A 22,513-nucleotide genomic window follows, 5' to 3' on the forward strand; every position below is an offset into this window, starting at 1 on the left:
GAGCCGCCGGGCATGGCCCGGCGCTACCGTTCAACGAATGCCCAACGAAAAACGCCGCCCGAAGGCGGCGTTTTTCATTCCGTCACTTACCGCCGAGGCGTTCCCACAGGAAGCTGTAGGCCAGCGCCGACATGTGCGCGGCCTGCGCGTTGTTGGCTGCACCGCCGTGGCCACCTTCGATGTTCTCGTAGTAGGTCACGTCCTTGCCGGCGTCGATCATCTTCGCCGCCATCTTGCGGGCGTGGCCCGGATGCACGCGATCATCGCGGGTGGAGGTGGTGAACAGCACCGGCGGGTAGTTCTTCTTCGCGTTGAACAGGTGGTACGGCGAGAAGGTCTTGATGAACTCCCAGTCGCTGGTATCCGGGTTGCCGTACTCGGCCATCCACGAGGCGCCGGCCAGCAGATGGCTGTAGCGCTTCATGTCCAGCAGCGGCACCTGCACCACCACCGCACCGAACAGTTCCGGGTACTGGGTCAGCATGTTGCCGGTCAGCAGGCCACCGTTGCTGCCGCCCTGCACGCCCAGGTGCTTGGCGCTGGTGATCTTGCGCTTGACCAGATCGCGCGCCACCGCGGCCATGTCTTCATAGGCCTTGTGACGGTTCTGCTTCAGCGCTGCCTGGTGCCAGCGCGGGCCGTACTCGCCACCACCACGGATGTTGGCGACCACGTACACGCCGCCCTTCTCCAGCCAGGCGCGGCCCATGCCACCGGAGTAGTTCGGGGTCAGCGAGATCTCGAAACCACCGTAGCCGTACAGCAGGGTCGGGTTGGAGCCATCCAGCTTCATCGCCTTGTCGTGCACCACGAAGTACGGCACGCGGGTGCCGTCCTTGCTGGTGGCGAAGTGCTGCTCGATCACCTTGCCCTTGGCATCAAAGAAGGCCGGCATGGTCTTCAGCGTTTCCGGCGCCTGGCCGATCTCGGCCAGTGCCAGCGTGGTCGGGGTCAGGTAGTCGGTAGCGGTCAGCCACACCGCGTCGCTGTCGTTGCTGTCCACCGCGGCCACGCCCAGCGTGCCAAAGGCCGGCGCGCCGACGAAGCGGCTGGTCTGCCAACCATCGGCGCCTGGGGTCAGCACCGACAGGCGGTTCTTGACGTCATCCAGCACGTTCAGCACCAGATGGCTCTTGGTCCAGGTGGCGCTGGCCAGCGAGGTGGTCGCGGTCGGGGTGAACAGCACCTCGAAGTCGCGCTTGCCCGCCAGGAAGTCATCCAGCTTGGTGGCCAGCAGCGAACCGGAGGCATAGGTCTTGCCGCCCACGGTCCACGGGTCGCGCAGCTCCAGGGTCAGCCACTGCTTGTGCAGGCCCTTCTCGGCCGAGTTCGGCGCATCAATCTTGGTCAGCGTGCCGTCGTCGCCGCGCAGGTAGATCTCGTTGTTGTAGAAGGCCAGGGTGCGGCTGACCAGGTTGCGCTCGAAGCCCGGGGTGTCATCGTGCATCGCCGCGATGTACATGTCTTCCGGCTTGCCTTCGTACACGGCCGTGGCCGAGGCCATCGGCGTGCCGCGCTTCCACAGCTTGGCCACGCGCGGGTAGCCGGAGGTGGTCATCGAACCGGCACCGAAGTCGGTGTAGACGAACACCGTATCGCGATCGATCCAGCTGAGGCCGCCCTTCGACTCCGGACGGAAGAAGCCGTCCTTGATCCAGCTCTTGTTGGACAGGTCGAATTCGCGGGTGACATCGGCGTCGGCGCCACCGCGTGACAGCGCGATCAGGCAGCGGCTGTAGTCCGGACGCAGGCAGTCAGCACCGTGCCAGACCCAGTTCTCGCCTTCGGCCTTGTTCAACGCATCCAGGTCAAGCACGGTTTCCCACTGCGGCGAGGCCTTGCGGTACTCGGCCAGGGTGGTGCGGCGCCACAGGCCACGCTCGTGCTGCTGGTCCTTCCAGAAGTTGTAGTAGTAGTCGCCGATCTTCTGCACGCCGGGAATCTTGGCATCGGAGTCGAGCACCTCGCGGATGCGGGTCTCCATCTGCTTGAAGGCCGGGGTCTGCGCCAGGCGCGCCTCGGACTTGGCGTTCTGTTCCTTGACCCAGGTCAGCGGCTTGTCGCCGGTGACGTCTTCGAGCCAGGCGTAACGGTCGGTGTCTTCAGCGGCCACGGCGGTCCCCACCGAGGCAGCGGTCATCATGCCGGCCAGCAGGCAGGCGGAAGCGAGTCGTGACATTGCAGCTCCAGGCAGTCATAAGCCTTGGAACGCTAGCACGGAATGTCGCGGTCTCCCCCGTGTCGAAGGTCAGGCCGTGGCCGCGGGGCTGCGCCGGCCACGGGTCGTGCCGCCGGTGCGGCGACGGGCCTGTCCACCGGTACGCCGGGCCAGCCGCAGCCACGACAGTCCAGGCAGCGGGAAGCGCAGCAACGCCCACCAGGCCACCAGCGGCATGCCCACCAGCCACATCGGCAGCCAGCCCAGCCAGGCGTTGCTGCCGCGCGCGGCTGGCCAGACCAGCACCAGTGCCAGGCCGGCCAGCGCCACCTGCTGCACGCTGCGCAGCAGGCGTGGATCGGCGCGTTCAATGATGACGCGTTCAGTTGCAGGGCGGCGAACGGAACGTGCGTTCATGGGGCTTCTCCGGTGGACAATGCAACACAGTTTGGGCAAGGCCCTTCTCACAGGTTGCGACACCATTGACGGATCGCGTGCACACAGTCGACCATGCGCGTGCAAGCCCACTGGAGCCCGCTCCCGCATGACTTCGATCCGCCCGCTCTGCGCCGCGCTGCTGGCCCTTTCCCTGGCCGGCCCCGCCGTGGCCGCCAGTGAGCCGCCGTCGCCCCGTACCAGTGCCTCTGGTGCAGCTGCCCTGGACGCACCGATCGACCTGAAGCGCTTCATGGGCACCTGGTATGTGATCGGCCGCGTGCCGAACTTCATCGAACGTGGCCATGTCGCCAGCGTCAACGAGTACGAGCTGCGCGACGCGCACAAGGTCGGCATCACCTACCGCTACCGTGATGGCTTCGGCGAACCGCTGCAGGAAGTGCGTGCCCGCGCCAGCGTCGACCCGGACAGCGGCAACCACGGCTGGCGCACCTGGTTCTACCGCGTCGTGCCGACCCATTCGCGGGTGCTGGAAGTGGCGCCGGATTACTCGTGGGCGCTGATCGGCTACCCCGGCCGTGAGATGGCCTGGATCTTCTCGCGCACGCCGGACATGGACAAGGCGCTGTACAAGGAGCTGGCCGAACGCCTGCGCGACGAGTACGGCGTGAACACCGACAAGCTCAAGCGCGTACCGCAGCACCCGGAACAGGTCGGGAAGCTGGGCTACGAAGTGCCGAACGTGCGTTGAGAGAGCGCTCGCCGGGCATGGCCCGGCGCTACCGTAGCCGCGCGGCCATTCTGGTAGCGCCGGGCCATGCCCGGCGGACGCACCGATTACTTGCGGCTGTAATGCGCGACCAGGCGGTCGCCGAGCATCTGCAGCAGCTGCACCAGGATCAGCAGCAGGACCACGGTGACCAGGGCCACATCAGTGTGCGAACGCTGGTAGCCGTCGCGGAACGCCAGGTCGCCGAGGCCACCGGAACCGATCGCACCGCCCATCGCGGTGAAACCGATCAGCGCGACGGTGGTGACCGTCGCACCGGCAATCAGGCCCGGGCGCGCCTCCGGCAGCAGCACGCGGGTGACCAGCTGCCAGGTGGTGGCACCCATCGACTGGGTCGCTTCGATCACGCCACGGTCCACTTCGCGCAGCGCGGTCTCGACCAGGCGTGCGTAGAACGGTGCGGCACCGATCACCAACGGCACGATCGCACCGCGTACACCCAGCGACGTCCCCATCAGGAACAGCGTGACCGGGATCAGCACGATCATCAGGATGATGAAAGGCACCGAGCGCAGCAGGTTCACCACCAGCGCCAGCACGCCATAGGCGAACGGCCGGCGCTTCATCTGCGGTGCGCCGAACAGGTACAGCAGCACGCCCAGGGGCAGGCCGATGGCCAGGGTCAGCGGCAGCGAACCGAGCAGCATCAGCAGGGTATCGATGGTGGCCTGGCCGATATCGGCCCACTTGCCCGCATCCAGGTGGCGGAAGAATCCGCCGGCAGTGGCGATGATCATCGACGCAGTTCCTCAACGTGCACGCCGGCGGCCACGAACGCGGCCTGCGCGGCGGACTGGTCGCCGCCCACCAGGGCGACCACCAGCTGGCCATACGGGGTGTCCTTGATCCGGTCGATACGGCCGGACAGGATGTTGTAGTCGACCCCGGTCTGGCGCGCGACGCTGCCAAGCAGGGGTTCGTAGGTGTCGCCGCCGAGGAAGGTCAGGCGCACGATGCGGCCGCCGACCACGTCGAAATCGCGGTGCAGCGCGCCCTCGTCCACATGCTCCGATTCGCTGACGAAACGGCGCGTGGTCGGGTGCTGCGGGTGCAGGAACACGCGGGTGACCGGCCCGGTCTCGACCATCTGGCCGGCGTCGAGCACGGCCACGCGGTCGCACACACGGCGGATCACATCCATCTCGTGGGTGATCAGCACGATGGTCAGGCCCAGCTCGCGATTGATCTTCGACAGCAGCGACAGCACCGAGGCCGTGGTCTGCGGGTCGAGCGCACTGGTCGCCTCATCGCACAGCAGGATCTGCGGGCGGGTCGCCAGCGCGCGGGCGATGCCGACGCGCTGCTTCTGACCACCGGACAGCTGCGCCGGGTACTTCTGCGCGTGCGCCTCCAGGCCCACGGTCTGCAGCAACTCGGCCACGCGCGCGTCGATCTCCGCCTTCGGCGTGCCGGCCAGCTCCAGCGGGAAGGCGACATTGCCGGCCACCGTGCGCGAGGACAGCAGGTTGAAGTGCTGGAAGATCATGCCGATGCGCCGGCGCAGTGCGCGCAGGCCGTCCGCATCCAGTGCGGTGACATCCTCGCCACCGATCAGCAGGCGACCACCGCTGGGCTCTTCCAGGCGGTTGATCATGCGGATCAGAGTCGACTTGCCGGCGCCGGAATGGCCGATGATGCCGAAGACCTCACCGGCCTCGATGGTCAGGTCCAGCGGCTGCAGCGCGCTGACTTCGCGGCCGGCAACGGCATAGGATTTGTGCAGGCGCTGGAACTCGATCACGGGCGTGGCTCACCGGCTGGGTGACGGAAGGGGGCGTGCAGCCTACCAGCGCAGGCGGTCGCGCGCCCGCGCCATGGGCCAGAATGTTATTCCTTTTGGTTCTAAGTCGCCCGCGCCGACGCATTGGCTGGGGTTAGGGCCCCTGTGGGGACCCGACCCTGGGGTCGGATCCTGGCCCAACCGGCTCAGGGGTGATCCAGCGGCTTCGGCGGCTCCTGCCGGTTCACCCGCTCGCGGTGCAGCAGGTACAGCCCCGAAGCCACGATGATCGCCGCGCCCACCCAGGTATAGCCATCAGGCAGCTGGCCCCAGAAGGCCAGGTCCCAGCCAATCACCCAGACCAGCCCGCTGTACTCCAGCGGCGCGATCATCGAGGCCTCGCCCAGCTGGAAGGCCTTGGTCAGGGCGATCTGGCCCAGCGCCCCGGCCAGCCCCATGCCGGCGATAAGCGGCGCATGCGCCAATTGCAGCGGTACCCAGCCGGGAATGGCCAGCAGGCCGGCGCCGATGGCCATGATAACCAGGAACCAGACCACCATCGACTGCGAGGTATCGGTGCGGGTCAGCAGGCTGACCGTGATCGCAGCCACGGCATAGGCCGTCGCCGCCGCCAGCACCATCAGGCCGGGCACCGAAATGAAGCCGTCCACGCCCGGCCGCAGCACCACCAGCACGCCCACCAGGCCGATGCCGATGGCAACCCAGCGCCGCGGCCCGACCCGTTCACCGAGCAGCGGCACCGAGAGTGCAGCGATCAACAACGGGGCGACGAAATAGATGGTGTAGGCGGTGGACAGCGGCAGGTCGCGCAGGGCGAACACGAAGCAGCCGATCATCGCCATGCCCAGCCCGCCACGCAGCAGGTGCAGGCCCCAGCGGCGCGGGATCAGCGAGCGCGGGCCGGCGCTGACCAGCACCCACACCAGCACGAACGGCAACGAGGCCGCACCACGCAGGAAAGTCACTTCCAGCGTGGGATAGCTGGCCGACAGCTGCTTCATGCCAGCGTCCATCAGCGAGAAACAGGCGACCGCCGCGACCATCCAGGCCACCGCGCGCGAAGGGGAGCGTTGCACGTTCATGGCCCATTATCGCCGACCGCGCGCCCCGCCGGGCGCCGGGCATGGGCGCCGCGATAGAATGGCGGCCACTGAATTCCGCGGAGCCACGCCCATGCCTTCCTTCGACGTCGTGTCCGAAGTCGACACCCACGAGCTGACCAACGCCATCGACCAGGCCAACCGCGAACTGGCCACCCGCTTCGACTTCAAGGGCGTGGACGCCAAGTTCGAGCGCGATGGCGATGTCATCAACCAGACTGCGCCGACCGAGTTCCAGCTCAAGCAGATGAACGACATCCTGCGTGCCCGCCTGGCCGCGCGCGGCATCGATGTGCTCAGCCTGGAGTTCGGCGACATCGAGACCAACCTGGCCCAGGCCCGGCAGAAGATCACCGTCAAGCAGGGCATCGAGCAGAAGATCGCCAAGAAGATCGCTGCCGCGCTGAAGGAAGCCAAGCTGAAAGTCGAAAGCCAGATCAACGGCGACAAGCTGCGCGTGCAGGGCAAGAAGCGCGACGACCTGCAGGACGCCATTGCCGTACTCAAGGCAGGCAAGTTCGAGCTGCCGCTGCAGTTCAACAATTTCCGCGATTGATCTGCCCGGCGGGCTGCAACGTCAACCGCGCAGCAGCTTGTACAGCGTAGTACGCGAGATGCCCAGCTGGCGAGCGGCCAGGCTCAGATTGCCGTCCGCCGCCTGCGCCGCACGGCGCGCCGCTTCACGCTGCTGATCACGCAGCAGCGGTGCATTCATCGTCGCCGCTGGAGGGCTTTGCGCGCTGCGGCCAGCGACCTTGCGCGGCGCCTGCAGGTGCTGCAGGTAAACCGCACTGCCCTCGCCTACCCGCACCCGATGCGGCGCCCCGGGTTGCAGCAGGCGCCGCCGCTGCGCGGCACTGGCGCCGGCAAACACGCTTTCCAGGTTCAACAACGGCAATGGCCCCCGACGCGGCAGGCCCAGCAAGCGCCGCGCAACACGGTTGGCCGCGCGCAGCTGGCCATCCTCCTGCACCGCCAGCAGCCCCTGCAATGGCGACGCCAGCCAGCGCGGATCATGCTGCAGCGCCAGCAGGTGCACGTCGGCAAGCGCGTGGAACAACCGGTTCTCGCTGGCCAGCGCGGCCTGCCGGAAGTAGCCCTGCAGCAACGAGGGATCGCGCTCACCCAGGCCGGTGATATCGATCACCCCGCATACCTGCCCATTGAGATCGTGCAGTGGCTCGCTGAGGCAGAACACCGGGGCGAACCGCTGCAGGTAGTGTTCATTGCCCCGTACCAGCGCAGGCAGGTCGTCGGCCAGGCTGACTGCCGGTGCCGTGGTGCCGATCTCGCCCTCGCCCAGCCTCCGCCCGACCTGGATCGGGCGCAGCAGCGGTGCATCTTCCAGGCCATGGGCCTGCTGCGCGATCACCATGCCCTCACGGTTGGCACAGAACATCGTCCAGCCACGCCCGCCAAAGGCGGCCCACAGCTGTTCCAGCTCCGGCCGCACGCAGCGCGCGAGCCGACGGTCGCCGGGATCGGAAAGATGCCGGCCATCACCCAGCAGCGGACGGTAGTCCGGCTCCTGCCCGGGCAGCAGGCCCGCCGCGCGTGAACGCAGCCATGACTGCTGCAGTGGGAGCGGCAACACGCCCAGTGAACCCGCATCGCCCTCGGCAAAAGCGGCACGTGCCGCCACCAACTGCTGTTGCCCGACTGTCGTGGCCATCATGGAAGCAGCCTACACCCGTCGGCGGCAACGCCACGTTACGTTCCGACAACGGAATGTTTCCGCCAACGGTTCAAACACGGGGTCAGAGGCGTTTTCCTTTGGAAAACGGATCCGACCCCGTGCCGACCAACAGCGGCGGGAACCTGTCGAAGGCGGGGTGGGTCCGGTTGCGGGGGTGTCAGCCGCATGGATGCGGCTGCCAAGCCCCCAGGGGTGAGGGCGCTTTGCTCGCGAAGCACTGCTTCGCAAGCGCGCGAACGCACAGCCGCCAGCGGCTGGGCCGGACCGCGGAGCGGGGTTTACGGCGTCCCCCGCAACCGGGCCCACCCCGCCATCCCACGGAATGCCCGCTTTTGCCGTTGCCGTGGACGTTGCTTCGGCGGGTGCAGGGCGCAGCCCTGCAAACCCTCCCCCACCCTTACGCCGCGATGCGCAGGATCGGCTTGAGCGTGATTCCCTTCGTACTGTCCTCCGCCGCCTGGTTGATCTGTTCCAGCGGGTAGAACTTCACCAGCTTGTCGAACGGGAAGCGGCCCTGCAGGAACAGCGTGACCAGCTGCGGAATGAACACCTGCGGCACGCTGTCGCCTTCCACGATGCCGCGGATGCTGCGACCACCAAGCAGCAGGTTGTTCACATCGAAACTGGCGGTGGTGCCCAGCTTCGGTGCGCCGACCACGCCCATCATGCCCAAGCCGCCCAGCGCCTCGATACCCGCCGACAGCACCTCGGGGCGACCGGTCGATTCCAGCGCGAAGTCCGCACCACCGCCGGTGATCGCGCGTACGGCCTCGATCACGTCGGTCTCGCGGCTGTTCACCACGTGGGTGGCGCCCAGTTCCAGCGCGAGCTCCAGCCGCGAGGGCACTACGTCGATGGCGATGATGGTGGTGGCACCGGCCACCTTCGCCGCCATCACCGCACTCAGGCCCACCGCGCCGGCACCGTAGCTGGCGAAACTGCTGCCCGAGCGCACCTGCAGCGAATTGAGCACCGCACCGGCACCGGTCTGGATGCCGCAGCCCAGCGGGCCCAGCAGTTCCAGCGGCGCATCGTCGGGTACCTTGATCGCGTTGATCTCGCGCGCGATGGCGAAGGTGGCAAACGAAGACTGCGCGAAGAAATGGTCGTGCAGCGGCTGACCCTGCGCATCGGTGATCGCGGTATGGCCGTGGCCATCGTCGCCACCAAAGTTCAGCGCAAAGAAGTCCTTGCAGTAGGCACCGTGGCCGCCCCGGCAGGGATTGCAGTGACCGCAGGCGCCATAGGTCAGCACCACATGGTCGCCCACCTTGAGGTCGCGCACGTTCGGGCCCACCGCCTCAACGATGCCAGCCCCCTCATGGCCGAGCACTGCCGGCAGCGGCACCGGGTAGTACTGGTCGCGCACGATCAGGTCGGTGTGGCACAGGCCCGTCGCCACCACCTTCACCAATACCTCGTCGTCCTGCGGGCCACGCAGCCGGGCCTGCTCGATGACGAAGGGCTGTTCTTTGCCGCGGACCACGGCGGCGGTGATCTCGTGGGTTGTGGTCTTGTCGTTCATCGTGATGGCTCCTTCGATCAGATCGGGTAAGCGGGCGCTTCGCCCTTGACGGTCAACCACTGCCACTGGGTGAACTCTTCCCCGTTGGCGGGGCCACCGATGCTGGTGCCGTTGCCGGACGCACCGACGCCGCCGAACGGGTTGATCACTTCGTCGTTCACGGTCTGGTCGTTGATATGCAGCAGGCCGGTGCGCAGGCGCTCACCGAGTTTCAGCGCGCGCCCGACATTGCTGGACACGATGGCCATCGACAGGCCGTACTCGCTGTCGTTGGCCAGGCGCACGGCATCCTCGTCATCGTCGAACGGCACCACCACCGCCACCGGTGCGAAGATCTCCTCGTTGAACGCCGGATTGTCGGCAGAGACGTTGCCAAGCACGGTCGGTGCGAAGAACAGATCGCGATGGGTACCGCCCGCCTCCAGCGAGGCGCCGGCCTGCACCGCCTGTTCGACCACGCGCGTGGCGTGGTCACGCTGGCCAGCATTGATCAGCGGGCCGATCGCCACGTCTTCGCGCGCCGGGTCGCCCACCTTCAGCGAATTGGCCTTGGCCACCAGCTTCTGCAGGAACGCGGCATGGATCTTCCGATGCACCAGCACGCGGCCAGTCGCCATGCAGATCTGGCCCTGGTGCAGGTAGACACCCCACGCGGTGTTGGCCACCGCCAGGTCGAGGTCGGCATCGTCGAGAATGATCAGCGAGTTCTTGCCGCCCAGCTCCAGCGAGACCTTCTTCAGGTGCCTGCCCGCCGCTTCGCCGACCTTGCGTCCAGCGGCGGTGGAACCGGTGAACTGGATCATCGCCACGTGCGGGTCACTGGTCAGTGCGGCCCCGGCCGCGCCATCGCCGGGCAGCATGTGCAGCACCCCCGCCGGCAGCCCGGCCAGTTCGAACAGGCGTGCGATGACCGCGCCACCACACACCGCCGTGCGCGGGTCCGGCTTGAGCACCACGGCATTGCCCAGCGCGATGGCCGGCGCCACCGCGCGCATGGCCAGGTACAGCGGGAAGTTGAAGGGCGAGATGACGCCGACCACACCCAGCGGCCGGCGTCGCGCCAGGTTCAGCCGACCCGGCTCGGAGGGCAGGATCTCGCCGGTGCTGCGCGACGGTAGCGCCGCAGCTTCGTGCAGCGCCTTGATCGTCACCTTCGCTTCGAAGCCGGCCTTGAGCCGTGTCGAGCCGCTTTCGCGCACCAGCCACTCCACCAGGGTGTCGATGTGTTCCTCGGCCAGGCGTGCCGCGTTGCGCAGCACCTCCGCGCGCTGCTCGTAAGGCGCTGACGCCCACGCCTGTTGCGCCTGTGCAGCGGCCGCCGCCGAGCGCGCTACCTGCGCCGGGTCGGCCAGGCCGATTTCGCCGAGGGTGTTGCCGGTGGCCGGCTCGATCACCGGCTGCCGTTGCTCGGCCGCCTGCCAGTGACCATCGAAGAAGGCGCCGGCCCAAAGGGCATCCGGCAGCCACGGAGAAGATGCAGTCATGGGTGTCCTCCTGTGTCGTGCGTCCATTCCACGCCCGCCGTCCGCGACAGGCAATCGGCCATCCAGCGGTCGCCCGCAAGGGCTTGAATCGGCGGGAATTTCCAGCATGGCGACTGTCCAGTTCCTGCACAGTGAACAGCGCGGCAGCGGCACACTGCCTACAATGTCCGCCCCGCCAGCCGACGTGCCCGCCATGACCGACACCCACCTGCCCACCGATGACCCGATCGCCGCCACCCGCCTGTGGCTGGAGCGCATCGTCATCGGCCTGAACCTGTGCCCGTTCGCCAAGGCGGTGTACGTGAAGGACCAGGTCCGTTTCGTGCTCAGTGATGCGACCACGCCCGAAGCACTGGTCGAACAGCTGGCCGAGGAGCTGGTGCTGCTGCGCGATACGCCGGCCGAGCAGATCGACACGACGCTGATCGTGCATCCGCAGGTGCTGACCGACTTCCTCGACTACAACGATTTCCTCGACAACGCCGACGCGGCAATCGAAGCGCTGGACCTGCAGGGCATCCTGCAGGTGGCGAGCTTCCATCCGGACTACCAGTTCGAAGGCGTGGCCGCCAACGACGCCAGCAACTACACCAACCGTGCGCCCTTCCCCACCCTGCACCTGCTGCGCGAGGACAGCGTGGCACGCGCGGTGGACGTCTATCCGGACCCGGACGTGATCGTCGAGCGCAACATCCAGACCCTGGACCGCATCGGCGTGGACGGCTGGCATCGCCGCCTGCGTGGCGACGACCTGTCATGAGCCGCGTGCCGCCGATTGCCGCATGGCCGGTCGCGCCGCTGTCGGGCAAGGTGGCGCTGATCACCGGCGGCGCCAACGGCATCGGCCGCGGCATCGCCCAGGCCGTGCTCGGTGCCGGGGGCCGCGTGCTGATCGGCGACCTGGACATGGAGGCCGGCGAGGCGTGCCTGGCGGAATGGCAGCGCGGTGATGACGCCGCGTTCCAGCGCCTGGACGTCACCGACGAAGCCAGCGTGCGCGACTTCATCGCCGTGGCGCTGCAGCGTTTCGGCCGCATCGACGGACTGGTCAACAACGCGGGCATCGCCGGCCCGCACGGCACGCGGCTGCAGGACATGGAGTGGGATGAGTGGCAGCGCCGGCTGTCCTCGCTGCACGGCGCGTTCTTGTGCAGCAAGCATGCATTGCCCGCGCTGACCGCCAGCGCTGCCGGTGCGATCATCAACATCGCCTCCACCCGCGCCTGGCAATCCGAAGCACATAGCGAAGCCTATGCCGCGGCCAAGGGCGGACTGGTGGCCTTTACCCATGCGCTGGCGATCAGCAGCGGCCCGGCTGTGCGGGTGAACAGCATCAGCCCTGGCTGGATCGGCACCACTGCGTGGCAGGCACCCTCACGGCGCCATGAGCCTGAGTACTCGGCCATCGACCATGCGCAGCACCCGGTCGGCCGGGTCGGCCAGCCCGAGGACATCGGCGCGCTGGCGGTGTACCTGCTGTCGTCACTGTCCGGCTTCACCACCGGCCAGGACTTCGTCGTCGACGGCGGCATGACCCGGAAGATGATCTACGCCGAATAAGCACCGCTTTCCGGTGGGTGCGGACCTTGGTCCGCACCATTGCCAGGAAGTGCCAACCAAGGTTGGCACCTACCAGAGCGGTTTACGCCATGCCCGAATGGCGCAGCAGCGCGTCGATCTGCGGTGCGCGGCCGCGGAAGGCCTTGAAGTTCTCCGCCGCCGGGCGGCTGCCACCCCGCGACAGGATCTCATCGCGGAAGCGTGCACCGGTTTCCGCGAGCGCCTGCGGCGCTTCCTCGAACGCGGCGTAGGCATCGGCGCTCAGCACCTCGGCCCACTTGTAGCTGTAGTAGCCGGCCGCATAGCCCCCCGCGAAGATGTGGCTGAACTGGTGCGGGAAGCGGTTCCAGGCCGGCGGATGATTCACCGCTACCTCCGCGCGCACCCGATCAAGCAGCGCCAGCACGCTGTCCTGCGCCGGTTCGAACTGGCTGTGCAGCAGCATGTCGAACAGGCCGAACTCCAGCTGGCGCACGGTCGCCATGCCGCTATGGAAGTTGCGTGCAGCCAGCATGCGTTCGTACAGCGCGCGTGGCAGCGGCTCGCCACTGTCCACATGCGCGGTCATCGCCTGCAGGTGCTCCCATTCCCAGCAGAAGTTCTCCATGAACTGGCTCGGCAGCTCGACCGCGTCCCACTCCACGCCGTTGATGCCGGCCACACCCAGCTCGCCGATGCGGGTCAGCAGCTGGTGCAGGCCATGGCCCATCTCATGGAACAGCGTGGTCACTTCGTTGTGGCTGAAGGTAGCCGGCTTGCCATTGGCACCGCGACCGAAGTTGCACACCAGGTAGACCAGCGGCGTCTGCACACTGCCGTCCGCGCGCACGCGGCGGTTGCGGCAATCATCCATCCACGCGCCACCGCGCTTGCCTTCGCGCGCGTACAGGTCCAGGTAGAACTGGCCAACCAGTGCGCCCTGCGCATCGACCAGACGGAAGAAGCGCACATCCTCGTGCCACACTGGCGCGCTGTCCTCCTGCACACGCAGGCCGTACAGCTGCTCGATCACCGAGAACAGGCCGCCCAGCACCTTCGGTTCGGTGAAATACTGCTTCACTTCCTGCTCGGAATAGCTGTAACGCGCCTGCTTCAGGCGATCGGCGGCGAACGCCAGGTCCCAGGCCTGCAGCTGCCCGATACCCAGTTGCTCGCGCGCGAACTGCTCCAGCTCGGCACGGTCCTTGGCCGCGAACGGTTTGGCGCGCGAGGCCAGGTCACGCAGGAAACCGAGCACTTCGGCAGGGTCCTGCGCCATCTTGGTCGCCACCGAATAATCACCATACGAACCGAAGCCGAGCAGCGCGGCCAGTTCCGCGCGCAGGGCCAGGATGCGGTCGATGTTGCCGCTGTTGTCCAGCGCGTCGTCGCCGAATTCGGACGCACGCTGCGCACTGGCGCGGTACAGGATCTCGCGCAGGTCGCGGTCCTCGCCCCAGGTCTGCACCGGCAGGTAGCACGGCATCTGCAGGGTCAGTTTCCAGCCGGCCTTGCCATCCTTCTGTGCTGCGGCATGCGCGGCGGCCTTCACATCTTCCGGCAGGCCCTTCAGTCGCGCTTCGTCCTCGATGATCAGCGACCACGCATCGGTAGCGTCCAGCACGTTCTGCGAGAACTTCGCCGACAGTGCCGACAGCTCCTCCTTGATCGCCGCGAAGCGCTGCTGGGCCTCGGGCGCCAGTTCGGCGCCCCCCAGGCGGAAATCGCGCAGGGTGTTGTCCAGCACCTTGCGCTGGGCCTCGTCGAAGGTCGCCGCCTCGGGGCTGCCGGCCAGTGCCTGGTACTGGCGATACAACGCCAGGTTCTGGCCCAGTGCACTGGCAAAGCGGGTCACCCGCGGCAGATTGCTGTTGTAGGCCTCGCGCAGTTCCGGCGTGTTGACCACGCCCTGCAGGTGGCCGACCAGGCCCCAGGCGCGCCAGAGGCGTTCGGTGGCATCGTCCAGCGGGGTCACGAAGGTCTGCCAGGTGACCGGCTGCACCTGCTCGGCGGCGCTGACTGCGGCTTCCGCCTCGGCCAGCAGCACATCCAGCGCCGGCGCCACGTGCTCCGGGCGGATCGCCTCGAAACGCGGCAGGCCGGAAAAATCGAGCAGGGGGTTGGCAACGGTCACGGCAGGTCTCCAGGGTACGGGCCCGGCGGGCGGGCAGCCCGATAGATATGGCGCTGGCAGGCGTGGCTGACAAGGGGTCTCGGCCCGGCATTCACGTCGGCCTTACGGTCGCGCACCGAAGCTCTGGCTGCGGGGGAGTCCGCAGCGGTACGCACCGAACGAGGCCCTACATGGAAGGTCTGGCTGCAGTTGCATCCGCCTCACCGGCCCGGTCACTGGCATTGTCCGCCAGCCCGGCCGAACTGACCTGGATCGCCGCATTGTGCGATGCCGACGACGACGCCCCGCGTCACCTGCAGCAATTGCAGGCTGTGCTGCAGCAGGGCGGCACGTTCAGCGATGCCCAGGAGTGGTACCCGTTCGAAGTGATCGAACGCGGCGCCAGCCAGCTGCGGCTGGGCCATGAGCGCGAGTTCGTGATCTGCGTGCTGCTGTGGCTGCAGGCGTTGGCGCAGGGCCGCGCCAGCACGCTGGACCCGAGCCTGCATCTTGATGACCGCGCGATGGACATCGAGGCGCTGCCCGATGCCCTGCGTGATGCGGTGCTGGATGCGTTCACCGCGGCGGGGTATTGAGACGCCCTCGTGATCGCCGGGCGTGGCCCGGCGGACCTACAGCGCCTCCAGGCTGCACCACGGCAGTTCCGGCAACCCCTGCCCGGCCACTGCGGCGGCCAGCTGTGCATCGGCGCCCTCAACATCAATGCCCTGCCGCGCGTACCATGCCGGGTCGTAGTAACTCTGCGCGTAACGCTCGCCGCTGTCGCACAGAATGCTGACGATGCTGCCCTGATGGCCCGCCTCGCGCATCCACTGCGCGGCCTGCAGCACACCAATGAAGTTGGTGCCGGTGGAGCCACCGACGCGGCGGCCGAGCTGGCGGCTGACATGGCGCATCGCGGCCAGGCTCAGCGCGTCGGGCACCTTCACCATCGCATCCACACTGGTCGGGATGAAGCTCGGCTCCACCCGCGGCCGGCCGATGCCTTCCACGCGCGAACCGCCGCTGCAGGTCAGGCCACGCCAGTCCTGCTCACCGGCCACGGCGGACTGGTATCCGTCGAAGAACACCGATACTTCCGGGTCTGCACAGAGGATGCGGGTGTCATGCCGACGGTAGCTGACATAGCGGCCCAGCGTCGCTGCGGTACCGCCGGTGCCGGGGCTGCACACGATCCATTCCGGAACCGGGCTCGGCTCTTCCGCCATCTGCTTGAAGATGGACTCGGCAATGTTGTTGTTGGCCCGCCAGTCGGTGGCGCGCTCGGCATAGGTGAACTGGTCCATGAAGTGGCCGCCGGTTTCACGGGCCAGCTTTTCCGACTCACCGTTGAGGTCGCAGGCACGCTCGACCAGATGGCAGCGACCGCCATGGAATTCGATCGCCGCGATCTTCTCCGGCGAGGTCGTGGCCGGGATCACCGCAATGAACGGCAAACCGAGCAGTCGCGCGAAATAGGCTTCGGAGACAGCGGTCGAGCCGCTGGACGCCTCGATCACCGGCCGCCCTTCGCGCAGCCAGCCATTGGCCAGCGCATACAGGAACAGCGAGCGCGCCAGCCGGTGCTTGAGGCTGCCGGTGGGATGGCTCGATTCATCCTTCAGGTACAGGTCGATGCCCTCGAACCCGGGCAGCGCCAACGGGATCAGGTGGGTATCGGCGGAACGGTTGAAATCGGCTTCGATCTTGCGGATGGCAGCAGCCACCCATTCACGCTGCGACATGGCGGGCAATGCTCAGAACGGAACGGTGCGATCCGCCCATTGTACGTCGCGGTGCCGTCAGGTGACGGCCGGTAGAATGACCCCATCCGGCCTGCAACGGCCCTGTCTGAAGGACCTCCCCCATGACCATTCCCGCCCTGCGCGATGTCCCCGGCGTCGCCGCCCAGGCCCCGGCCGAAACCACCGGCTTCGTGTTCAACCACACCATGCTGCGGGTCAAGGACATCACCGCCTCGCTGGACTTCTACACCCGCGTGCTCGGCTACCAGCTGATCGACAAGCGCGACTTCCCGGACGCCCAGTTCAGCCTGTACTTCCTGGCCTACGTACCGGCCGGTACGGTGGTGCCGGAAGACGATGCCCAGCGCCGCCTGTGGATGGCCGGCCTGCCGGGCGTGCTGGAGCTGACCCACAACCACGGCACCGAGACCCAGGACGGTCCGGTCTACCACGACGGCAACAGCGACCCGCGCGGCTTCGGCCACATCTGCGTGTCGGTGCCGGACATCGAGGCCGCCTGCCAGCGCTTCGAGGACCTGGGCGTGACCTTCCAGAAGCGCCTGACCGACGGCCGCATGAAGAACCTGGCCTTCATCAAGGACCCGGACGGCTACTGGGTCGAGATCATCGCCAACGTCTGACCCGGAAAGGGGCACAATTCCGGTAGCGCCGGGCCATGCCCGGCGGCCTTGAGCAGGCCGCGCTGCGCGCTCGCCGGGCACGGCCCGGCGCTACCGACTCCGTCCCCTTTTTTACGAGGTTCGTATGGAAACGATGGAACTGCACCGTGGGCGATTGATCGACCACATCCAGCTGGTGGTGCGTGACCTGGCCGCCAGCCGCCGCTTCTATCAGGCGGTGTTCGATACGATCGGCATTCCAATCGCCGGCGAAGGCGATGATTACTTCTGGGCCGATGAGCTGTTCATTTCCAGCGCCAGCAGCGAGGCTGCCGCCGGCCAGCTGACCGGCCGCCACCACCTGGCGTTCCAAGCGCGCGACAGCGCCACCGTTGATGCCTTCCACACTGCAGCCATCGCCGCCGGCGGCACCGACAACGGTGCACCGGGCGAACGCCCCTACCATCCGGGCTACTACGGCGCGTTCGTGCTCGATCCCGATGGCAACAACATTGAAGTGGTCTACCACGGCCCAGCCAAGTACAGCGCCGACTCGGTGAAGGTCACTTTCTGATTTCACCGATGCCGTGAACGAAGAAGCCGGGCAATGCCCGGCTTCTCTGCGTCCAAGGATCCAGTCCTCAGTGCGCCGCCATGTAGATGTCCTGCAGCACGGCCTTTTCCAGTTCCAGCTCGCCCAACAGGTTCTTCACGATGTCGCCCAGGCTGAGGATGCCGACCAGTCGGGTGCCTTCAGTGACCATCAGATGACGGCGCCGCGAGTACGTCATCAACGACATGGCCTGCTTCAGGGTGGCCTCCGGCGCAATGCCTTCCAGACCGGTGGACGGCAGGCTGGAGATCACCCGGCGGCCGGCCTGCGGGCCGTCGTCGGCCAAGGTACGCACGATGTCCTTTTCGGAAATGATGCCGACCGGGGCATCGTCCTTCATCACCACCAGCGCAGCGATCCTGTTCGCGCTCATCTTGTGGGCGGCGGCACCGATGGTGTCTTCGGCGTCGATGGTGATGACAGCTTCTTTCTTGGATTGCAGGAGTTCGCGGACGTTCATTCTTGTTTCCTGGTGCAGGTCACTAAGTCAAAAAGTGTGCTCTTCCGATACGCCCCCTCCCCGGGAACAGACCTTTCAGCGCACGTCTGGCGCACCCGGCTGCCGCTTGGAATGGATCGGCAGACGACGTGCTGCAACGCGAACGAGGTGGGCTCAACGGCGCAACCCGGCCCTCGGTCAAAGTGATTCTACGACTGCGACCATCGGTCACTACCGGCATCGATGGGACAGTTCGTCGTGGGAACCAACTGACGATCCAGAGAATGGCACCGCGGCTGAAACCGCCGCTGAATACTGGCGGTGCCACGCGTTAAAGATTGAGTGCGCCCTGCCGAAGGCGGACAAAGCGCGCGGCGGCTGTCCCACTTTCCACGGCTACCGACGCAAACGAAAGGGGCCACGCAGGCCCCTTTCGCATACAACATCCAACAGAGCCGGGAGTGCTTTACTCCACCGTCACGCTCTTGGCCAGGTTGCGCGGCTTGTCCACGTCGGTGCCACGTGCCAGCGCGGTGTGGTACGCCAGCAGCTGCACCGGAATGGTGTGCACGATCGGGCTGAGCACGCCGGCATGACGCGGCGTACGGATCACGTGCACGCCTTCGGACGCGTTGAAGTTGCTGTCCTGGTCGGCGAACACGAACAGCTCGCCGCCACGCGCACGCACTTCCTGCATGTTCGATTTCACCTTCTCCAGCAGGCTGTCGTTGGGCGCGATCACCACCACCGGCATGTCCTCGTCCACCAGCGCCAGCGGGCCATGCTTCAGTTCACCGGCCGGGTAGGCCTCGGCGTGGATGTAGGAGATTTCCTTGAGCTTGAGCGCGCCTTCCAGCGCGATCGGGTAATGCAGGCCGCGGCCCAGGAACAATGCGCTGCTCTTGCGCGCGAAACGCTCGGCCCAGGCAGCGATCTGCGGTTCCATGTTCAGCGCGTGCTGCACGCTGCCCGGCAGGAAGCGCAGCTGCTCCAGGTAGTCCGCTTCCTGCGCGGCGTCGATGCGGCCATGCAGCTTGCCCAGCACCACGGTCAGCTGGAACAGCGCGGCCAGCTGGGTGGTGAAGGCCTTGGTCGAGGCCACGCCGATCTCGGCGCCGGCGCGGGTGTAGCAGACCAGTTCGCTGGCGCGCGGAATCGCACTTTCCGGCACGTTGCAGATCGACAGCGTGTGCTTATGGCCCAACGACTTGGCGTACTTCAGTGCTTCCATCGTATCCAGCGTTTCGCCGGACTGCGAGATGGTCACGATCAGATGCTTGGGGTTCGCATAGGCCGCGCGATAGCGGTACTCGCTGGCGATTTCCACGCTGCACGGCAGGCCGGCGATGGCCTCGATCCAGTAGCGCGCGGTCAGGCCGGAGTAATAGCTGGTACCGCAGGCGATGATCTGCACGCCTTCAATGCCCGACAGCACGGCTTCGGCATTCTTGCCGAACAGCTCGGCCGGGAAACCACCGGCGTCGATCGCCGCCTCGATGGTGTCGCCCAGCGCGCGCGGCTGCTCGTGGATTTCCTTCTGCATGAAGTGGCGGTACGGGCCCAGCTCCAGCGAAGCCAGCGACACATCGGACAGATGCACGTCGCGCTCGATGGGCTGGTCATGCTCATCGAAGATGCGCACGCCGTCACGGCGGATTTCGGCGGTGTCGCCTTCCTCCAGGAAGATCACCTTGCGCGTGGCCGAGATCACCGCCGAGACGTCGGAGGCGACGAAGTTCTCACCCTCGCCCAGGCCGACCAGCAGCGGGCAGCCCATGCGCGCACAGACGAAGCGCTCCGGCTCGGCACGGCTGACCACGGCCAGCGCGTAGGCGCCGGTCAGTTCCTTCACCGTGTGCTGCAGCGCCACCAGCAGGTCGTCGCCGTCCTTCAGGTGATGGTGGATCAGGTGCGCGATGACTTCGGTGTCGGTCTGCGACTCGAAGGTGTAGCCCAGCGCGCGCAGTTTCTCGCGCTGCTCTTCGTGGTTCTCGATGATGCCGTTGTGCACCAGCGCCACGCCGTGGCTGATGTGCGGATGCGCGTTGGCCTCGGTGACACCGCCATGGGTGGCCCAGCGGGTGTGGCCGATGCCCAGCACCGCGTTGAAGCCCTCGGCCTCGGCCGCAGTGGCCATTTCCGACACACGACCGGTACGACGCACACGACGCACATCGCGGCGCTCACCCTGGTCGATCACCGCGATGCCCGAGGAATCGTAACCACGGTACTCAAGGCGCTTCAGACCCTCGATCAGCACCGGCACTACGTCGCGATCAGCGATCGCACCCACGATTCCACACATGTCACGCGTTTCCTTGAAGACGATCGGCGCATTCTAGCCTGCGGGCCCGCGCTCCCCCTCCTGTCCGCTTAATGAAAGTGTCCGGAAAGGTGTCCGCGGACACCCGGACACTTCAGCACGCCGCCCAACTCATTGACATGAAAGGAAATAAACTTGGCACGCTACGTGCTTGGTACTGGCTACCACCGTCAGGCACGCACCCGATGATCCGCGACACTTCCGCACAGGACCAGATCGTTTCCTCCGCCCCGGCCGGCACCACCCGCGCCAACTGGCAGCGCTACCGCTGGCCGGCACTGGGCGCCATCGTGCTGCTCGCCGGCATCGGCTGGGCCGTGCACGCCTGGTCCAACGCCAGCCGCTCCTTCGACAGCAGCCGCGTGCGCATCGCCGAAGTGAAGCGCGGCGACCTGGTCCGCGACATCGCCGCCGACGGCCGCGTGATCGCCGCCAACAGCCCGGTCCTGTACGCCATCTCGGCCGGTACCGTGGACCTGAAGGTGGTCGCCGGCGATGTGGTGAAGAAGGGCCAGGAGCTGGCCATCATCGACAGCCCGGAACTGCGCAGCAAGCTGGCCCAGGAACAGGCCACCCTGGCCGGCCTGGAAGCCGAGGCCAGCCGCGCCGCGCTGGACGCCACCCTGGCCCGCGCCAAGTCGCGCAAGGAAACCGACCAGGCCACCATCGAGCGGCAGGCCGCCGACCGCGACCTGCAGCGCTACCAGCGCGGTTACGACGGCGGTGCAGTACCGCAGATCGATCTGGCCAAAGCCAAGGACTCGCTGAAGAAGGCCGACATCACCCTGGCCAACGCCACCACCGACGCACGCCTGCAGAGCCAGGGCGCCGACCTGGATGCCCGCAACAAGCGCCTGCTGGCCGACCGCCAGAAGGCCGTGGTGGCCGAGGTGCAGCGCCAGGTCGATGCACTGACCCTGCGCGCCCCGTTCGATGGCCAGGTCGGCCAGGTGCAGGCCGTCCAGTCCACCAACCTGGCCGCCAATGCGCCGGTGCTGGGCGTGGTCGATCTGTCCAAGTTCGAGGTCGAGATCAAGGTGCCGGAAAGCTTCGCCCGCGACCTGGCGATCGGCATGCCGGCACAGCTGACCGGCGGCAATGGCCAGCCGTTCCCGGGTGAGATCAGCGCGGTGTCGCCGGAAGTGGTCAATGGCGAGGTCAATGCCCGCGTGCGCTTCGCCAGCGCGCAGCCGGAAGGCCTGCGCCAGAGCCAGCGGATGTCGGTGCGCGTGCTGCTCGATACCCGCAAGAACGTGCTGAAGGTCGAGCGCGGTCCGTTCGTCGAACAGGGCAACGGCGTGGCCTACGTGATGGATGGCCGCACCGCCGTGCGCCGTCCGGTCGAACTGGGCGTCAGCAGCCTGGGCGAAGTGGAAATCAAGTCGGGTGTGCAACCGGGCGACCGCATCGTGGTCTCCGGCAGCGACCTGTTCAAGGACGCCGAACGCGTCTCCGTCAACTGATACCTGAACCCTGAATCCTGGAGAGAGGACACCCCATGTACATGCTCGAAATGCGTTCGGTCGCCAAGGTCTTCCGCACCGAACAGGTGGAAACCCACGCACTGCGCTCACTGGAACTGCAGGTCAAGGAAGGTGAGTTCGTCGCGGTCACCGGCCCGTCAGGCTCCGGCAAGACCACCTTCCTCAACATCGCCGGCCTGCTGGAAACCTTCACCAGTGGCACCTACATGCTGGACGGCCAGGACGTGAGCACGCTGGGCGATGATGCGCGCAGCCGCCTGCGCAACCAGAAGATCGGCTTCATCTTCCAGGGCTTCAACCTGATCCCCGACCTGAACCTGTTCGACAACGTCGACGTGCCGCTGCGCTATCGCAAGATGAGCGCCAACGAGCGCCGCGAACGCATCGAGAAGGCGCTGACCCAGGTCGGCCTCGGCTCGCGCATGAAGCACTACCCGAACGAGCTGTCCGGCGGCCAGCAGCAGCGCGCGGCGATCGCACGTGCCCTGGCAGGCAGCCCGCGCCTGCTGCTGGCCGACGAACCGACCGGCAACCTGGACACGCAGATGGCCCGCGGCGTGATGGAGCTGCTGGAGGAGATCAACGCTGCCGGCACCACCATCGTGATGGTCACCCACGATCCGGAACTGGCCGCGCGCGCCCAGCGCAACGTGCACATCGTTGATGGCCAGGTGACCGACCTGGTGCGCGAGCCGGTGCTGGCCACGCCGCCGCGCCACATCGTCGCCGTCAACGAGTGAGGGCCCC

21 protein-coding genes are annotated in these 22,513 nt (G+C 67.0%); 9 read left to right on the forward strand and 12 right to left on the reverse strand.

Annotated features, from left to right (window positions below; translation table 11 throughout):
• Positions 1 to 82 precede the first annotated feature (82 nt).
• Together M1L61_RS19885 and M1L61_RS19890 are read right to left on the reverse strand one after the other, a co-directional pair.
• On the reverse strand, positions 83 to 2,179 hold the full coding sequence (locus M1L61_RS19885; RefSeq protein ID WP_019337663.1) for a prolyl oligopeptidase family serine peptidase: 2,097 nt from the start codon (positions 2,177 to 2,179) through the stop codon (positions 83 to 85).
• 69 nt (positions 2,180 to 2,248) lie between these two features.
• On the reverse strand, positions 2,249 to 2,575 hold the full coding sequence (locus M1L61_RS19890) for a hypothetical protein (RefSeq protein WP_053443541.1): 327 nt from the start codon (positions 2,573 to 2,575) through the stop codon (positions 2,249 to 2,251).
• Between the two features lie 127 nt (positions 2,576 to 2,702).
• Between M1L61_RS19890 and M1L61_RS19895 the strand changes: the two genes are divergently transcribed.
• Positions 2,703 to 3,305 (forward strand): lipocalin family protein, encoded by a 603-nt coding sequence (locus M1L61_RS19895; RefSeq protein WP_010481371.1) that lies wholly within the window; start codon positions 2,703 to 2,705, stop codon positions 3,303 to 3,305.
• 86 nt (positions 3,306 to 3,391) lie between these two features.
• On the opposite strand, the gene M1L61_RS19900 is transcribed toward M1L61_RS19895, so the two are convergent.
• The 3 genes from M1L61_RS19900 to M1L61_RS19910 all read right to left on the reverse strand — a co-directional run bounded on the left by M1L61_RS19900 (position 3,392) and on the right by M1L61_RS19910 (position 6,167).
• Positions 3,392 to 4,081 carry a methionine ABC transporter permease gene (locus tag M1L61_RS19900; RefSeq protein ID WP_049399224.1) on the reverse strand — a complete coding sequence of 230 codons (690 nt, stop codon included), beginning with the start codon at positions 4,079 to 4,081 and terminating at the stop codon, positions 3,392 to 3,394.
• Complete coding sequence (locus tag M1L61_RS19905) at positions 4,078 to 5,085, reverse strand: methionine ABC transporter ATP-binding protein (RefSeq protein ID WP_010481369.1); 1,008 nt, start codon at positions 5,083 to 5,085, stop codon at positions 4,078 to 4,080. The genes M1L61_RS19900 and M1L61_RS19905 overlap by 4 nt, the downstream gene beginning before the upstream one ends.
• A gap of 185 nt (positions 5,086 to 5,270) precedes the next feature.
• Entirely contained in the window at positions 5,271 to 6,167 is an 897-nt protein-coding gene (locus M1L61_RS19910) for a DMT family transporter (protein WP_248853991.1), read from the reverse strand.
• A gap of 91 nt (positions 6,168 to 6,258) precedes the next feature.
• Here M1L61_RS19910 and M1L61_RS19915 point away from each other — a divergent pair, with 91 nt between their 5' ends.
• Entirely contained in the window at positions 6,259 to 6,741 is a 483-nt protein-coding gene (locus M1L61_RS19915; RefSeq protein ID WP_010481366.1) for a YajQ family cyclic di-GMP-binding protein, read from the forward strand.
• Between the two features lie 21 nt (positions 6,742 to 6,762).
• On the opposite strand, the gene M1L61_RS19920 is transcribed toward M1L61_RS19915, so the two are convergent.
• The 3 genes from M1L61_RS19920 to M1L61_RS19930 form a co-directional block, all read right to left on the reverse strand.
• On the reverse strand, positions 6,763 to 7,860 hold the full coding sequence (locus tag M1L61_RS19920) for a helix-turn-helix domain-containing protein (RefSeq protein WP_053443543.1): 1,098 nt from the start codon (positions 7,858 to 7,860) through the stop codon (positions 6,763 to 6,765).
• Positions 7,861 to 8,278: 418 nt separating this feature from the next.
• Positions 8,279 to 9,406 (reverse strand): NAD(P)-dependent alcohol dehydrogenase, encoded by a 1,128-nt coding sequence (locus M1L61_RS19925; protein ID WP_043401040.1) that lies wholly within the window; start codon positions 9,404 to 9,406, stop codon positions 8,279 to 8,281.
• Between the two features lie 17 nt (positions 9,407 to 9,423).
• Complete coding sequence (locus M1L61_RS19930; protein ID WP_248853992.1) at positions 9,424 to 10,890, reverse strand: benzaldehyde dehydrogenase; 1,467 nt, start codon at positions 10,888 to 10,890, stop codon at positions 9,424 to 9,426.
• Positions 10,891 to 11,083: 193 nt separating this feature from the next.
• Here M1L61_RS19930 and M1L61_RS19935 point away from each other — a divergent pair, with 193 nt between their 5' ends.
• Positions 11,084 to 11,650 (forward strand): DUF1415 domain-containing protein, encoded by a 567-nt coding sequence (locus tag M1L61_RS19935; protein ID WP_029379749.1) that lies wholly within the window; start codon positions 11,084 to 11,086, stop codon positions 11,648 to 11,650.
• Complete coding sequence (locus tag M1L61_RS19940; protein WP_248853993.1) at positions 11,647 to 12,450, forward strand: SDR family oxidoreductase; 804 nt, start codon at positions 11,647 to 11,649, stop codon at positions 12,448 to 12,450. The genes M1L61_RS19935 and M1L61_RS19940 overlap by 4 nt, the downstream gene beginning before the upstream one ends.
• An 82-nt stretch (positions 12,451 to 12,532) precedes the next feature.
• On the opposite strand, the gene M1L61_RS19945 is transcribed toward M1L61_RS19940, so the two are convergent.
• A complete protein-coding gene (locus M1L61_RS19945) occupies positions 12,533 to 14,563 on the reverse strand; it encodes a M3 family metallopeptidase (RefSeq protein ID WP_248853994.1) in 2,031 nt (676 codons plus the stop codon).
• A gap of 170 nt (positions 14,564 to 14,733) precedes the next feature.
• Here M1L61_RS19945 and M1L61_RS19950 point away from each other — a divergent pair, with 170 nt between their 5' ends.
• Entirely contained in the window at positions 14,734 to 15,138 is a 405-nt protein-coding gene (locus M1L61_RS19950) for a hypothetical protein (protein ID WP_248853995.1), read from the forward strand.
• Between the two features lie 36 nt (positions 15,139 to 15,174).
• Here the strand turns inward: M1L61_RS19950 and M1L61_RS19955 are convergent, their stop codons facing one another.
• Positions 15,175 to 16,287, reverse strand: coding sequence for a PLP-dependent cysteine synthase family protein (locus M1L61_RS19955; protein ID WP_010481349.1), 1,113 nt, complete (start codon positions 16,285 to 16,287; stop codon positions 15,175 to 15,177).
• Positions 16,288 to 16,409: 122 nt separating this feature from the next.
• Here M1L61_RS19955 and gloA point away from each other — a divergent pair, with 122 nt between their 5' ends.
• Positions 16,410 to 16,928, forward strand: coding sequence for a lactoylglutathione lyase (gloA, locus tag M1L61_RS19960; protein ID WP_143994547.1), 519 nt, complete (start codon positions 16,410 to 16,412; stop codon positions 16,926 to 16,928).
• A 124-nt stretch (positions 16,929 to 17,052) separates the two neighbouring features.
• Complete coding sequence (locus M1L61_RS19965; RefSeq protein WP_019338853.1) at positions 17,053 to 17,481, forward strand: VOC family protein; 429 nt, start codon at positions 17,053 to 17,055, stop codon at positions 17,479 to 17,481.
• Between the two features lie 67 nt (positions 17,482 to 17,548).
• Here the strand turns inward: M1L61_RS19965 and M1L61_RS19970 are convergent, their stop codons facing one another.
• Together M1L61_RS19970 and glmS are read right to left on the reverse strand one after the other, a co-directional pair.
• The gene (locus M1L61_RS19970; protein ID WP_005411115.1) at positions 17,549 to 17,980 is read right to left on the reverse strand and encodes a CBS domain-containing protein; all 432 of its coding nucleotides are present in this window, start codon (positions 17,978 to 17,980) and stop codon (positions 17,549 to 17,551) included.
• Between the two features lie 445 nt (positions 17,981 to 18,425).
• Positions 18,426 to 20,264, reverse strand: a complete 1,839-nt coding sequence (glmS, locus tag M1L61_RS19975; protein ID WP_010481343.1) for a glutamine--fructose-6-phosphate transaminase (isomerizing) — start codon at positions 20,262 to 20,264, stop codon at positions 18,426 to 18,428.
• 203 nt (positions 20,265 to 20,467) lie between these two features.
• Between glmS and M1L61_RS19980 the strand changes: the two genes are divergently transcribed.
• Together M1L61_RS19980 and M1L61_RS19985 are read left to right on the forward strand one after the other, a co-directional pair.
• Positions 20,468 to 21,745, forward strand: a complete 1,278-nt coding sequence (locus M1L61_RS19980; protein ID WP_010481341.1) for an efflux RND transporter periplasmic adaptor subunit — start codon at positions 20,468 to 20,470, stop codon at positions 21,743 to 21,745.
• A gap of 35 nt (positions 21,746 to 21,780) precedes the next feature.
• Entirely contained in the window at positions 21,781 to 22,506 is a 726-nt protein-coding gene (locus tag M1L61_RS19985) for an ABC transporter ATP-binding protein (protein WP_014038558.1), read from the forward strand.
• The last annotated feature ends 7 nt before the right edge of the window (positions 22,507 to 22,513 follow it).

The sequence above is a fragment of the Stenotrophomonas sp. NY11291 genome (assembly GCF_023277365.1).
In the GTDB taxonomy this organism is placed as follows: Bacteria; Pseudomonadota; Gammaproteobacteria; order Xanthomonadales; family Xanthomonadaceae; genus Stenotrophomonas; species Stenotrophomonas geniculata.

What these genes read in the sequence shown, in the direction of transcription:
- M1L61_RS19885 (WP_019337663.1), bottom strand. Translation starts at nt 2,179, where the DNA reads ATGTCACGACTCGCTTCCGCCTGCCTGCTGGCCGGCATGATGACCGCT.
- M1L61_RS19890 (WP_053443541.1), bottom strand. Translation starts at nt 2,575, where the DNA reads ATGAACGCACGTTCCGTTCGCCGCCCTGCAACTGAACGCGTCATCATT.
- M1L61_RS19895 (WP_010481371.1), top strand. Translation starts at nt 2,703, where the DNA reads ATGACTTCGATCCGCCCGCTCTGCGCCGCGCTGCTGGCCCTTTCCCTG.
- M1L61_RS19900 (WP_049399224.1), bottom strand. Translation starts at nt 4,081, where the DNA reads ATGATCATCGCCACTGCCGGCGGATTCTTCCGCCACCTGGATGCGGGC.
- M1L61_RS19910 (WP_248853991.1), bottom strand. Translation starts at nt 6,167, where the DNA reads ATGAACGTGCAACGCTCCCCTTCGCGCGCGGTGGCCTGGATGGTCGCG.
- M1L61_RS19915 (WP_010481366.1), top strand. Translation starts at nt 6,259, where the DNA reads ATGCCTTCCTTCGACGTCGTGTCCGAAGTCGACACCCACGAGCTGACC.
- M1L61_RS19920 (WP_053443543.1), bottom strand. Translation starts at nt 7,860, where the DNA reads ATGATGGCCACGACAGTCGGGCAACAGCAGTTGGTGGCGGCACGTGCC.
- M1L61_RS19925 (WP_043401040.1), bottom strand. Translation starts at nt 9,406, where the DNA reads ATGAACGACAAGACCACAACCCACGAGATCACCGCCGCCGTGGTCCGC.
- M1L61_RS19930 (WP_248853992.1), bottom strand. Translation starts at nt 10,890, where the DNA reads ATGACTGCATCTTCTCCGTGGCTGCCGGATGCCCTTTGGGCCGGCGCC.
- M1L61_RS19935 (WP_029379749.1), top strand. Translation starts at nt 11,084, where the DNA reads ATGACCGACACCCACCTGCCCACCGATGACCCGATCGCCGCCACCCGC.
- M1L61_RS19940 (WP_248853993.1), top strand. Translation starts at nt 11,647, where the DNA reads ATGAGCCGCGTGCCGCCGATTGCCGCATGGCCGGTCGCGCCGCTGTCG.
- M1L61_RS19950 (WP_248853995.1), top strand. Translation starts at nt 14,734, where the DNA reads ATGGAAGGTCTGGCTGCAGTTGCATCCGCCTCACCGGCCCGGTCACTG.
- M1L61_RS19955 (WP_010481349.1), bottom strand. Translation starts at nt 16,287, where the DNA reads ATGTCGCAGCGTGAATGGGTGGCTGCTGCCATCCGCAAGATCGAAGCC.
- gloA (WP_143994547.1), top strand. Translation starts at nt 16,410, where the DNA reads ATGACCATTCCCGCCCTGCGCGATGTCCCCGGCGTCGCCGCCCAGGCC.
- M1L61_RS19965 (WP_019338853.1), top strand. Translation starts at nt 17,053, where the DNA reads ATGGAAACGATGGAACTGCACCGTGGGCGATTGATCGACCACATCCAG.
- M1L61_RS19970 (WP_005411115.1), bottom strand. Translation starts at nt 17,980, where the DNA reads ATGAACGTCCGCGAACTCCTGCAATCCAAGAAAGAAGCTGTCATCACC.
- glmS (WP_010481343.1), bottom strand. Translation starts at nt 20,264, where the DNA reads ATGTGTGGAATCGTGGGTGCGATCGCTGATCGCGACGTAGTGCCGGTG.
- M1L61_RS19980 (WP_010481341.1), top strand. Translation starts at nt 20,468, where the DNA reads ATGATCCGCGACACTTCCGCACAGGACCAGATCGTTTCCTCCGCCCCG.
- M1L61_RS19985 (WP_014038558.1), top strand. Translation starts at nt 21,781, where the DNA reads ATGTACATGCTCGAAATGCGTTCGGTCGCCAAGGTCTTCCGCACCGAA.